Source organism: Pseudomonas sp. NPDC087336, from assembly GCF_044744285.1.
GTDB lineage: Bacteria > Pseudomonadota > Gammaproteobacteria > Pseudomonadales > Pseudomonadaceae > Aquipseudomonas.
In genome coordinates this window covers 220,283-232,525 of record NZ_JBIUYA010000003.1, presented here as the reverse complement: position 1 = coordinate 232,525, position 12,243 = coordinate 220,283, and the positions used below count along the sequence as shown (strand labels likewise).

The 12,243-nt window shown below is 60.7% G+C and carries 12 protein-coding genes; 7 read left to right on the top strand and 5 right to left on the bottom strand.

From position 1 onward, the window contains the following. The first annotated feature begins 48 nt into the window (after positions 1 to 48). Positions 49 to 264 (top strand): hypothetical protein, encoded by a 216-nt coding sequence (locus tag ACIO0C_RS04570; RefSeq protein ID WP_401308420.1) that lies wholly within the window; start codon positions 49 to 51, stop codon positions 262 to 264. 33 nt (positions 265 to 297) lie between these two features. Here ACIO0C_RS04570 and ACIO0C_RS04565 read toward each other — a convergent pair whose 3' ends face one another. Both ACIO0C_RS04565 and ACIO0C_RS04560 read right to left on the bottom strand, forming a co-directional pair. After that, positions 298 to 1,704 (bottom strand): DUF1254 domain-containing protein, encoded by a 1,407-nt coding sequence (locus tag ACIO0C_RS04565; RefSeq protein WP_401308417.1) that lies wholly within the window; start codon positions 1,702 to 1,704, stop codon positions 298 to 300. Between the two features lie 131 nt (positions 1,705 to 1,835). Continuing rightward, entirely contained in the window at positions 1,836 to 3,407 is a 1,572-nt protein-coding gene (locus tag ACIO0C_RS04560) for a diguanylate cyclase (protein WP_401308414.1), read from the bottom strand. 209 nt (positions 3,408 to 3,616) lie between these two features. Here ACIO0C_RS04560 and ACIO0C_RS04555 point away from each other — a divergent pair, with 209 nt between their 5' ends. After that, positions 3,617 to 4,090 (top strand): hypothetical protein, encoded by a 474-nt coding sequence (locus tag ACIO0C_RS04555; protein ID WP_401308411.1) that lies wholly within the window; start codon positions 3,617 to 3,619, stop codon positions 4,088 to 4,090. A gap of 9 nt (positions 4,091 to 4,099) precedes the next feature. On the opposite strand, the gene ACIO0C_RS04550 is transcribed toward ACIO0C_RS04555, so the two are convergent. The 3 genes from ACIO0C_RS04550 to ACIO0C_RS04540 form a co-directional block, all read right to left on the bottom strand. Next, complete coding sequence (locus ACIO0C_RS04550; RefSeq protein ID WP_401308409.1) at positions 4,100 to 4,759, bottom strand: ribonuclease; 660 nt, start codon at positions 4,757 to 4,759, stop codon at positions 4,100 to 4,102. A 149-nt stretch (positions 4,760 to 4,908) separates the two neighbouring features. Then, positions 4,909 to 5,697: a lipopolysaccharide biosynthesis protein gene (locus tag ACIO0C_RS04545; protein ID WP_401308407.1), complete on the bottom strand. Its 789-nt coding sequence runs from the start codon at positions 5,695 to 5,697 to the stop codon at positions 4,909 to 4,911. A 103-nt stretch (positions 5,698 to 5,800) separates the two neighbouring features. Beyond that, positions 5,801 to 7,555, bottom strand: a complete 1,755-nt coding sequence (locus tag ACIO0C_RS04540) for a murein L,D-transpeptidase (protein ID WP_401308404.1) — start codon at positions 7,553 to 7,555, stop codon at positions 5,801 to 5,803. A gap of 82 nt (positions 7,556 to 7,637) precedes the next feature. Here ACIO0C_RS04540 and ACIO0C_RS04535 point away from each other — a divergent pair, with 82 nt between their 5' ends. The 5 genes from ACIO0C_RS04535 (at position 7,638) to codA (ending at position 12,225) form a co-directional block, all read left to right on the top strand. Beyond that, positions 7,638 to 8,339: a murein L,D-transpeptidase catalytic domain family protein gene (locus ACIO0C_RS04535; RefSeq protein WP_401308401.1), complete on the top strand. Its 702-nt coding sequence runs from the start codon at positions 7,638 to 7,640 to the stop codon at positions 8,337 to 8,339. 103 nt (positions 8,340 to 8,442) lie between these two features. Then, on the top strand, positions 8,443 to 9,522 hold the full coding sequence (locus tag ACIO0C_RS04530) for a patatin-like phospholipase family protein (RefSeq protein ID WP_401308398.1): 1,080 nt from the start codon (positions 8,443 to 8,445) through the stop codon (positions 9,520 to 9,522). Between the two features lie 75 nt (positions 9,523 to 9,597). Next, entirely contained in the window at positions 9,598 to 9,954 is a 357-nt protein-coding gene (gene queD, locus ACIO0C_RS04525) for a 6-carboxytetrahydropterin synthase QueD (RefSeq protein ID WP_008056290.1), read from the top strand. Between the two features lie 84 nt (positions 9,955 to 10,038). After that, a complete protein-coding gene (locus tag ACIO0C_RS04520) occupies positions 10,039 to 10,869 on the top strand; it encodes an alpha/beta fold hydrolase (protein ID WP_401308395.1) in 831 nt (276 codons plus the stop codon). A gap of 111 nt (positions 10,870 to 10,980) precedes the next feature. Beyond that, complete coding sequence (gene codA / locus ACIO0C_RS04515; protein WP_401308392.1) at positions 10,981 to 12,225, top strand: cytosine deaminase; 1,245 nt, start codon at positions 10,981 to 10,983, stop codon at positions 12,223 to 12,225. Positions 12,226 to 12,243: the final 18 nt, after the last annotated feature.

The window sequence follows — 12,243 nt, the reverse complement described above, 5'->3', positions numbered from 1 at the left end:
GACCTTCACACCAGTTTCAGGTAACGACTCATCTTTTGGAGACGGACCATGATGAACACCAGAATCACCTCGCTGTTTCTCGCTGGATTGCTGTGTACGGCCTCCCTGGCCACCTTCGCTGCGTCCGGCGATGATGCTGATGAGACAGGCACTAAATCCGGTGCAACCAGCGGCCCTGCCATGCTACCGGACAACACGCCGAGCTCGCCCTCTGGCGGCAACGCCGGTGACGCAGACTTTCCAGACGATCGCCGGACCCGATGACAGCCCGTCGCCGGCTGCCTGGATTGCCCACGCTTATATCTGCTTGACCGCCGGCGGATTCCACTTGCCGTTCAACGCCTCGGCCTTCGGACCGTACAAGCGCATGGTCAGGTTGAACGGCCCCTTGGGCGCCGGTAGCCAATTGGCTTCCAGTTCCTTGCCGGGGCTTTCATTCTGGAAGTAGATGTCCAGCGAACCGTCGGCATTGCTCTTGAACGGCATCCAGCTGCTGACCGCGAAGCGGTTGAGCCCGTTGCCCACCTGGAAACCTTCGGGGTCGTACAGCGTGATCGACCAGAAGGCGTTCACCGGAGGCGCCTCATCCTTGGGGAAATGCAGCACGTACTTGTGCGCACCGTCGAGGGGTTTGCCGTCTGCATCGCCGATATTCAATGGATAAATCGCGTCTTCGGGCAAGTTGGCGCCGAGTCCCACCTGCGCCACGATCGCGCGCTTGAGGTAGTAGTTGCCATAGACGCCCATGGTGTCGGTGTTCATCGACCAGCCGTTGACCACGCGTGCAAGGGTCGGCACCTTCCACGCCATCAATGCTTGCGCGTCCTTGGGCGCAGTCTCCAGGGCAGCTCTTACTTCAGGGGCCAGGGCATCCATGCTGAACGACTTGCCCGGCTCGATGCCGATGCGCTTGATCTGCGCCAGTAGCGGCTGGTCGGTACCGTGGGCCGGATGCACCTTGAGCAGTTCGGCGGCATAGGCGAAATAGTCGGCCGCCGACATCGTGTCGACCTGGATTTTCGGTGGGGTGGTCATGTCCACGACCGGGTCGATCTTGACAGCGACCGGTTCTGCGCCCTTGCCCAGGCGTGACAACGGCGTCACGGTGTAGCCGGCCTGGATCTTGTGCACCGCCGCGTAGTCCGCCGAGCCATCGGTCTTGGTTCTCCCGATCACCCAGACAAAGGGCGTTGGCGCCGGCAGATGGTTCAGCCCCGCAGGCACGGTGCCGGTCCAGCCCGGTGGCGTGACCAGGAACTGCGCGGCGTCGGTTCCCGTGGTGCGCCAGCCCGGCGAAGCGAATACGTCACTCCACATGTCGAGCATCGGCAGCAAATAAAAGCGTCCGGCGGTGTCCGGCGCGGCGATGACCAGTGGTTCCTTGGTCAGGTCTAGCCAGGCGATGGAATACAACGTGTCGAAATTCGAGCGCACCACGCCTTTGAAATTTGCCGGCGGGTACTCAGGCACACTCACGAACATGTTCATCGGGCCTTTGCCGAACTCCTTGCCCGGTTCGATGTTGGTAAATTGTTTGCGGGTGATGTCCATGGTCAACAGCGGGTAAAAGTAAACGTAGGCATCCACGCCGATGGCGTGCGCTTCTTCGGCGGTGATTTTCGATTGCGCCTGACTGACCAGCGGAAACACCGCGCTGGACACAACGATAAGGGCAATGGTGGTCAAAGCTTGGGTTATCGACATAGTAGCGATCGTCCGTGCGATGGGGAGATCTGCCGGGACCGGCAGAGCTATCGGAACTCTAGACGATCAATTGAACAAGTTCTGACAGGCAGACAATCGGCTACCGGCAGTCGCGCAGTTGCGCAGTTGCGTCAGCGATCCGATCGCATCAGCCCCTCGGCTACGCCCTCCATCGACAACGTCGCCGAACGGTTCCTGCCCGAATGCTTGGCCTGGTACAACGCCGCGTCCGCGCGCTGGATGAACACTTCCATGCTGTCGCGCCCCGTCGGCACGAACGAATAGCAACCGAGGCTGACGGTCACGTAGCCGCTGGGCGAACCGGTATGGCTGATGTTCTTGCCCATGACGGCGTGGCGAATCTGTTCGGCCAGGTTCATGGCACCCTGGATATCGGTATCAGGCAGCAACACCGCGAACTCTTCGCCACCGTATCGCACCGCCAGGTCGGCCTTGCGATGGCAGCAACTTTTCACGGCACGCGCCACTTCGGCCAGGCAGTGATCGCCCACCACGTGACCGTAGGTGTCGTTGTAGCGCTTGAAGAAATCGATATCGAGCATGATCAGGCTCAGTGGGCTGTGTTGCCGGGCGCCGCGCCCGAATTCGATATCGAGGGCCCGCTCGAACAACCGGCGATTGGCCAGGCCAGTCAGGCTGTCGTGGGTGGCAATCAGCTCCAGCGCTTGCTGAGCCTGGCGTAAATCCGCCTCGACCTGCTCACCCACACGCACCTGGCGAATGAACACCCAGCCGATCAGCCCGATGCCCAGCATGACCAGCACGACGATGGCGCTGGAGCGAAACGCCGTGTCGTACCAGTCCGCCAGGATCGAGTCCCGGGACGATGCCGCCGAAACCACCAGCGGGTAGGCCTCCAACTGCCGATAGCCATGCAGGCGGACAATCGAGTCCATCTCGGAGGCGAACATCGCGTTGCCGGAAGTCGCCCGGGGCAGCAGGTTCTGAAAGATTTCCCCCTTGGCCAATGACGTACCGATCTGCGCCTGTACATAGGGTCGACGGGCCAACAAGGTGCCATCGGTCAACGCCAGGAACATCGCGCCGTTGTCATCGATGCTGAAGCTTTTGAAGAAGTGCTCGAAGTACGACATCTTGATCCCGGCCAGCAACACCCCCTGGAACTGGCCATTCCTGTCATTGACCCGCCTGGAGATCGGAATGATCCATTCGCCATTTTCCCGGCTGCGGATGGCCGGGCCGATGTGGGCAACGGTTGAGACGTTCTGCTGGTGAAATTTGAAGTATTCGCGATCCGCCACGCCGTTCCCGCGAGGCAGTGCTTCAAACGAGGTGACGACCCATTGGCCCTTTTGGTCGAACAAAAGGATGCCGTGCAATTGCCCCAGCGCCTGCACCCGCCGGGCGAAGGTTTTCTGCAAGCGCGGACGCTGGGCCGGGCCGGATCCGTCGACCTGAATCCAGTCCACCAGGCTGGTCAGCACCAGATCGGCTTGCATGACGGTGTCTTGTGCCTGTTGTGCCATGGCCCGCGTCAGGTTCGACGAAGCGACCTGGGCCTGGCTCAAGTCATGGCGCCGGGATTGTTCCAGTTGCAGGTAAAGCAAGGCGCACAGGCACAGGCACACCGTGCCGATAAACAACACCGCGGCCTTGCGCAGCGGTATGCGCTTCAAGGCAACGCCCTGGGCGTGATTCAGGTCATCAAGGCGTGTTGGCAAAAAGCGCTCCCTGAAAGTACGAGGCACGAGCGACACCCCATGCCCCTGGTTTTGGGCGCCAAGTCTACGGTGTTACCCACGAAAAAAGCGCAACAGATGCCAAATGGTTGCCCCGCCCACCTGAAAACCGTCAGCGACATGACGCAGGACAACAGTCACATCCCCCTCAAGGAGCTACGATGAGTGTTACACCACGACAGGGAAATGAAATGAGCAAGGCAGACGATCTGGCCGCAAAACTGAAACAGACCCGGCCTACCAGCCTCATCGATCAGGCGATCGACAGCTGGCCGGACCAGGTCAACGAGCTGTATCACCGGATCGAGGCTTGGTTGCAGCCATTGACCGAGGCTGGCCTGGTCCTGCGGCGCAACCCCACTCACGTGTTCGAGAGCCATCCGCAGGGTGACACCTTCGACTATGCCATCGACCAACTGGTGATCACCGGCAATCACCACAGCATCACATTCGACCCCGTTGAGCGCTTCACGGCGGATGGCGAGGGGCGTGTCGAAATTCACGCCAGTGACAACGAACTGGCCCTGTTGCGCACCGTGGACGAACACGGCGCAACACATTGGTGGCTACAAGCGATCGAGCAAGCTGCACCGCGACCGGATGCAGTGGCGCTGACCGAAAACAATCTGCTGTCGGTGGTACAGGCAGGGCTGGCGCTCGGCTGAAGCGATCAATTACCGCAAAGGCGGAACCCGGATGTCTCCGGCGCGGCATTGGGTCTTCACACCTTTGCCGCAAGAGGCAAACACCAGGTCCTTGTCCATGCAGACCCGAACCTCGGACAACTGCGGCCCGTTGCAGATCACCACAATTCCATCTTCCGCCATCCCTGGATTGCTCTGGCGAAACATCTGCGCAATATCCCTGGCTGAAAAATAATGGGTGCTGCTCAACGGTTGCAGTTGCTCGGGAATCCTGACCGCGCCCAAGGCCTTGTCGGAAGCCTCCAGATAACCGATGGCGCCGAGGCCGCTGCAAGTGCCGTGCTTGGCCCATTCGTGCTCGAGCAGCTTCTGCGACGGGAACAGCATCAAGCCCTTGGCCCGCTCCTGCGACGAGAGTTTCACCCTCGGCGCGCAGGACTTCGGCCAACCACCCCGAGTGTATTGCGGCCAAAGGCCGTGAAGCACAAAGCCATAGCCTTTGCCGGAACATTGCGCATCGTCAGCATGGGTCAGGCAGTAGGTGGGTGACCAGGACAGCGCCAACAGGTAGTAGTCGAACACCCCCGCCACGGATTGCGGCCTGGTGTTTCCTGAATCCCGGGCGCTGCTCGGGCCGACGTTGGCGAACGTCAGCACGATCAGCGCTACCACGGCGTTAAGTCTGTTCATCGGCACGCTCCTGCGGGCGGACTTGACCGCCAATATCATCGAGCGACGATGGGCCGGTCTAAAAAAGCCGGTACTTTGGCAAAGCCACGGACGCTTTCGCACCACGAGAGTGATTCGAAATGATTAATGTCGTGCAGATGAACAATCCGTCAGAGCAACCTGTCGAGTTCTGCCAGGGTCATGCGGGGGATCAGTCGCGGTGGAATTTTCGAGACGTCGGACAGGTTGTAGACCTGAAAATCCTCGTTCACCACTTGCTTGGACAGGATCTCGAACGAAGGCAGGATCCTGGTATGAAAATGCTCATCGAGCACACAGGGAGAAACTAACCTGCCTGGCATTTCATAGAAGCGCCCTGCCGTCGGGTCGAGATCGACGCCCACCAGGAACACCCGGTTGAATCCCAGGTGATAGGCAAGCTGCAAAGCCAGGTAGGCAACGGTGCGAGCGTCAAAAAAACCGCGCTTGAGGTTCTTGCTGAAACCCAGGGTCTTGTTCCGGCTACTGCCCAGCTTGCGAACCCTGACCAGGTCTTTGTCAGTCCTGAAAAAATCACTCCACAACAGCCTGGGTGCCCGGCTCAGCAAGTACAGCTTGCCCTGGGGCTTGAGCGAGGTGTGCCAGACATGTTTTTCCCACAGTGCAACCCGCTCGCTGATGCGCATGGCCTCGGTGAACAATTCCGGCTGCTGCTCGGAAAACCCCTGATCGGTGCAGACATAAAAGTACGGCTTGATACCCGTCCCGGTGAATTTCGATATGGCACCGTTCATGGTGATCATGGGAACGTCGGCATACGTGTGCAACGGAAAGTCTTTGGCCGATGCACCCGAGGCCACGATGAACACTGGCCCCTTTTGAATGTTGCGGCACTCATCCAGGTCGTGCACCCGAAGCGCCCCGGTGATGAGGGTCGTTTTTTTGTCGGCAACATCCATCGTCAATATCCCTATCCCTGTTGATTGATCAACTGCGACCCGTTTTCATCTCCATAGTTTCAACGGGTTCCCCCCGACCTGGCTTGTCGATAAGGCGCCATGACTACAAATTGTCTTGACCTGTTACGACCAGTGACGGCTCTGCACGTTGCAACTCCAGCGCAGGTAATTTGGAAGGCTGGTTCAAGAGTCGCAGCACCGGGGAATCGTAACCGTAAACGTCAGGTTTGAACGTCACCCGTCCGTCGGTATTGAGGTCTACTGTCCAATAGGCCAGCAGCACAGGCACCTTGACCGGCAGCGTGATGTTTTGGGTCTTGCCGTTGGCCAGCTGCTTTTGAATACCCGCCGCGTTCCAGCGCACAGGGTCGTTGAACAGCAGTTCCACCAGCTGCAACGGGTTCTCCACCCGGATGCAGCCGGAGCTGGTGGCACGCATGGGTTTGGCGAACAGTTCGCGATGCGGGGTGTCGTGGAGGTAGATCGCATAGTCGTTGGGGAACCGGATGACCACCTGCCCGAGCGAGTTTTCCGGGCCGGCGTCCTGGCGCAACGTGATGCCGCGCGCATTGGACCAGTCGACGGTCGACGGATCCAGCATGTTGCCTTCCCGATCCAGGGCGCGAATCCGGTTGGCCGCGAGGTAGCCTGGATTCTGCTGGATCTTGGGCAGCATATCCTTGACGAGAATCGTCGGCGGCACGGTCCAGGTGGGGTTGAACGTGACGTAGGTGATTTCGGACTGGAACACCGGCGTGCTGCGAAACGGCTTGCCAACCTGCACCCGGGAACGCCAGATCGGCTGGCCGTCGCGGTACAGGGCGACCTTGTAGCCAGCGATATCGACGATCACAAACGTACCTTGCAGCTTATAGAGCAACCAGCGCGCCCGCTCCATGTTCACCCGCACCTGGTCGATTCGCGCCTCGACCGGCACGTTCAGTGCCGCCAGTGTCCCGGCCCCCGCCACGCCATCGGCGCCGAGGTATTGTTCGAGCTGATACTTCTTCACCGCAGCAATGACACTGTCGTCGTAATCGGTACGCTTGGACTTGTGGGGGTCCAGGTACCCGGCCGCCGCCAGGCGCGCGCGCAATTGCCTGACGGCGGCATTGTCCATGCCGGGCTTGAGCGACTGCCCTTCGGCGACTTTCGGCCAACCGCCGGCGTCGCGCACCTTGCGCAACTGCGCGAGGCTCTCGCGCAGGCTGCGATAAACGGCTTCCTGGGGCGGCGCCTGAGCGAACGCGCGATCGACGTCGTGATCATCCAGGGCAGTAAAGAAGCTGTTCACATCCCCACGCGGATCGACGCCCTCGGGTTCGAAGTTCCAATGAAAGTCCAGGCGTGCCGGATCAACCTTGCCGCGCCGCAACTGCAGCAGCGCCGTGATGTACGTGCGGGTTGCCGCGAGATCGAAAGCCGCCCATTGCGCCGGAGTCGGCGCCGTTGCCTGCAACGCCAGTTGCGCCTGGGCCAGTTCGCCAGCCCGGTAATCCTCAGGCACCAGGCCATCGGCCTGGGTGCCATCCAGGCCCTTGAGCAATTGACTGACATCGCGCCCGTTCATCCAGGCGGCGCGGAAATTGCGGTGCGAATAGAAATCCAGAACCACCCGGGTGACATCCAACCGTTGATGTTTACGCGAGGTCAGCAACGGAGGAAATGCCGATTGCAGGGGTTCGAGCTGCGCCTGGATCGCCTGGCCGATCTCATCATCGGGTGCAGCACCGAGCACACTCACTGATGCCGGAGATACCGGCACGATCGGCGAATTTTCACCCATAGCAGTGCCGCTGATCAGAAAGACCATAAAAAATGCACGGCTTATGACGAATAACCTTGTTAATTGACCCATGGATAATCCTTAATCGCCTGTAATCAAAGGGCTAGCGTTCAACTCGCTGCTAGACTCGACATATTCCTGATGAGACATTTTTATGGCGCTACTTCGCTTTGGCTCACTGACAGCCCTGTTGCTGACGTCGGCTTTCCTTCCATCAGCCTACGCCGATTCGCTCGAAGTCGCGCTGGCCAAAGCTGCTCCAAACGCCAATGCCAAGGTCATTGCCCTGGCGGTTCGCGCAACACAGTGTACCCGCACCCAAGGCGCGGCTCCGGCACAGAGACTAGCAGTGATCGATTACTCCCTGCCTTCGACTGAACAACGCCTGTGGGTATTCGACCTGAAAAAACGCAAGCTGCTGTTCCACGAACTGGTCGCCCATGGCCGCAACAGCGGCGAAAACATGGCGACCCAGTTTTCCAACCAGAATGAAAGCTTCGCCACCAGCCTGGGCCTGTACCGCACCCAACAGAGCTACGTAGGCCAGAACGGCTACTCCTTGCGCATGGAAGGCCTGGAGCCCGGCTTCAACGATAACGCCTTCGACCGGGCCATTGTCATTCACGGCGCGCCCTATGTCAGCCCGGTACTGGCGCGCGCCAACGGCCGGATCGGCAGGAGCCTCGGCTGCCCGGCAGTCAGGCCGGCCATCGCCCACCGCCTGATTGACTCGATGAAAGATGGGCAGTTGCTGTTTTCCTACTATCCGGACCAGCGCTGGCTGAAATCCTCTTCTTTCATCAATTGCGGCAGCGGCACGGTGGCCTCGTCGGACAAGGTCACTTCACGCCAATAAACCGTCATTTACAGCGGTCATTGCCAAAGGCGGGCACGGCATCACGGAATTCGCGTCACTTACACGCTTATAATCCGCCCGTTCGCCCGCATTCGAGACCGGTATGACCGCTATCCATATCAAGTTCCCCTCCCTGACCCTCAAGGCCGGCGCCCGGGCTTTGGCACGCATTCGCGAGCGGGGTTTGAGCGCCGCCGATGTCGGCACGCTACCCGGTGCCGCTGGCGGCCCCAAAGCCCTGGGGATTCAGGGGTTGGACCTGGCACTGTTCGGCGAATGGCTGCCGGCGGCACCGCGCGAACGCTCGTTGATCGGTGCCTCGGTGGGCTCCTGGCGTTTTGCAAGCGCCTGCTTGCCGGATGCCGCCGAAGGCCTGCGACGCCTCGGCCACCTCTATACCGAACAGAACTTCGCCAAAGGCGTGACCATGGCGCAGATCAGCCAAAGCTCACGGCGCATGCTCGATGATCTGCTCGATGGCCGTGACGCGACCCTGCTCGACAACCCCCACTACCGCTTGAACATCATGGTGGTGAAAAGCCACGGCCTGCTCGCGCAAGACCATCGCGGCCGCCTGGGCTTGGGCTTGTCGGCGGTGATCGCCGACAACCTGCGCGGTCGTGCGCGGTTGTCCCGGCACTTCGAACGGCTGATCATCCACGACCCGCGCCTGGCACCGCCGGTCAACGCGCTGAACGACTTCCCGTCGCGCTTCGTCGCGCTGGACACCTCCAATCTACGCCAGGCCCTGTTGGCCTCGGGCTCGATCCCGATGGTGATGGAAGGCGTGCGCGACCTGCCCGGCGCTGGCGCGGGCACGTTCCGCGATGGCGGCCTGCTGGACTATCACCTGGACCTGCCCTACAGCGGCAACGACATCGTGCTGTATCCGCACTTCACCGACCGGGTGATTCCTGGCTGGTTCGACAAGACTTTGCCGTGGCGCCGCGCCTGCCCTGCGCGCTTGCAGGATGTCGTGCTGCTGGCGCCATCGAAGGAGTACCTGGCACGCCTACCCTATGGCAAATTGCCAGATCGGAATGACTTCAAGCGCTTCATGGGCGACGCGCCGAGCCGCCAGAAATACTGGCGCACGACGATGGATGAAAGCCGCCGCCTGGGCGACGAGTTTCTCGAACTGGCGGCCAACGGTCGTCTCGCCGAACGCTTGCTGACCCTTTAGTCAGGACAAGCTGTTAAACTCGCCTCCTGCCCACATCGCTGCGGCGATCGCCACCTGAACAGAGCTGAAACCACTGTGGAAATCTTCAAAGAATTTACCTTCGAATCCGCCCACCGCCTGCCCCACGTCCCGGACGGCCACAAGTGCGGCCGCCTGCACGGTCACTCGTTCAAAGTGGCGATTCACCTCAGTGGCGACCTCGATCCGCATACGGGCTGGATCCGTGACTTCTCGGAAATCAAGGCGATCTTCAAGCCGCTGTACGAGCGTCTGGACCACAACTACCTGAACGATATTCCTGGCCTGGAGAATCCGACCAGCGAAGTGCTGGCCAAATTCATCTGGGCTGAACTCAAGCCGCTGCTACCGGAATTGAGCGCCATCCGGATTCACGAGACCTGCACCAGCGGGTGCATCTATCGCGGCGAATGAGCCAATCGATCAAAAAAACCACCGAGACCGGTGGTTTTTTTATGCCTATGCTTTTGCGTTCGCATCCGCCAAGAGGACACGCCAATGACTGACTGGCCGCTGGCTCAAAGCTATCGCTTCAATGGGCATAGCGTTCGCTTCGCCGTGCGCGGCGATGGACCGCCACTGGTGTTCGTGCATGGCACGCCCTTCTCTTCCTATGTCTGGCACCGGATTGCGCCGCACTTCATCACCACCCACCGGGTGCACTATTTCGACTTGCTGGGTTACGGGCAATCGGAAAAGGTCGATGGCGACGTCTCCCTGGGCGTGCAAAACCAGCTGTTGGCTCAATTGCTGGAACACTGGGGCCTGGATCGCCCGGATGTGGTGGCCCATGACTTCGGCGGGGCAACCGCCCTGCGCAGCCATTTGCTCAACGGCAAGGATTACCGCAGCCTGACACTGATCGACCCCGTGGCGCTGACACCGTGGGGTTCGCCGTTCGTGCAGCATGTGCGTCAGCACGAAGCCGCTTTCAGCGGTCTGCCGGATTACATTCAGCGGGCCGTCGTGGCGGCTTATATTCGCGCAGCGATCAAGCGCGACATCCCCGATGACGAACTCGCACCGTACGTGCAACCCTGGCTGGGCGATCCTGGACAAGCGGCGTTCTATCGGCAGATCGCGCAAATGGACGAGCGCTACACCCGCGAAGCCGAGGGGCTGTACCCGTCGATTCGCTGCCCGGTGCAGATTCTCTGGGGCGAAGACGATCAGTGGATTCCCATCGAACGCGGGCGGGCCTTGCAGCAGATGATCCCAGGGGCGCAGTTTCACCCCGTCGCCAACGCCGGGCATTTGGTGCAGGAGGATGCTCCCGAAGCCATCGTCGCTGCGCTGATGCGTTTCTTGCCCCGGCACCCGTCGTCCTGACGAAACCGAATCGTGCATTTTGGACTGAGGTGATCAACATCGCTGGCGGGGATTGCCACTGCCGAGCTAACTTAATGGCAATGCCCACAAGAATCTTGAAGGACTCTCCTGATGCACATCATCAACGCCCGGCTGCGTAACCAGGAAGGCCTGCATGAACTGCACCTGGAAAACGGCCTGATCAGCAACATCGCCCGGCAGACCGAAGCGCCGACCCTGGGCCCCGACGATCTGGACGCCGGTGGCAACCTGGTGGTGCCGCCCTTCGTCGAGCCGCACATCCACCTCGATGCCACCCTGACCGCTGGCGAACCGCGCTGGAATATGAGTGGCACGCTGTTCGAAGGCATCGAATGCTGGGGTGAGCGCAAGGTCACCATCACCGAAGAAGACACCAAAGTGCGCGCCAGGAAAACCCTCAGGGCCCTCGCCGCCCATGGCATCCAGCACGTGCGCACCCACGTCGACGTCACCGACCCGCAGCTCACGGCGCTCAAGGCCATGCTCGAGGTGCGCGAAGAAAGCCGGCATCTGGTCGACATGCAGATCGTCGCATTCCCCCAGGAAGGCATCGAGTCCTACCGCAATGGTCGCGAGCTGATGGAAGAAGCCATCCGCATGGGTGCCGACGTGGTGGGTGGCATTCCGCATTTCGAGTACACCCGCGACCAGGGTGTCAGTTCGGTGAAATTCCTCATGGACCTGGCCGAGCGCACCGGTTGCCTGGTGGACGTGCATTGCGATGAAACCGACGACCCGCAGTCGCGGTTCCTGGAAGTGCTGGCCGAAGAAGCCCGCAGCCGCGACATGGGCTCGCGGGTCACCGCCAGCCATACCACGGCCATGGGCTCGTACGACAACGCCTACTGCGCCAAGCTGTTTCGCCTGCTCGGGCACGCCGGGATCAGCTTTGTCTCGTGCCCTACCGAAAGCATTCACCTGCAAGGCCGTTTCGACAATTTTCCGAAACGCCGGGGCGTGACCCGGGTCAACGAACTGCTGGAAGCCGGCATGAACGTGTGTTTCGGCCAGGACTCGATCGTCGACCCCTGGTACCCGCTGGGCAACGGCAACATTATGCGGGTACTCGAAGCCGGCCTGCATATCTGCCACATGCTCGGGTATCGCAACCTGCAAAACGCACTGGACCTGGTCACCGTCAACAGCGCCAAGGCCCTGGCATTGGGTGAACGCTACGGGCTTGAACCCGGGCGGCCGGCGAACCTGTTGATCCTCTCGGAGGAAAACGACTACGAGGTGATCCGCAGCCAGGGCTTGCCGCTGTATTCGGTGCGCGGTGGCAAGGTGTTGATGAAGCGGACGATGCCGGTGGTGGAGTTCACTGATCCGAGCTGAGATCTGCATTGACTGAAC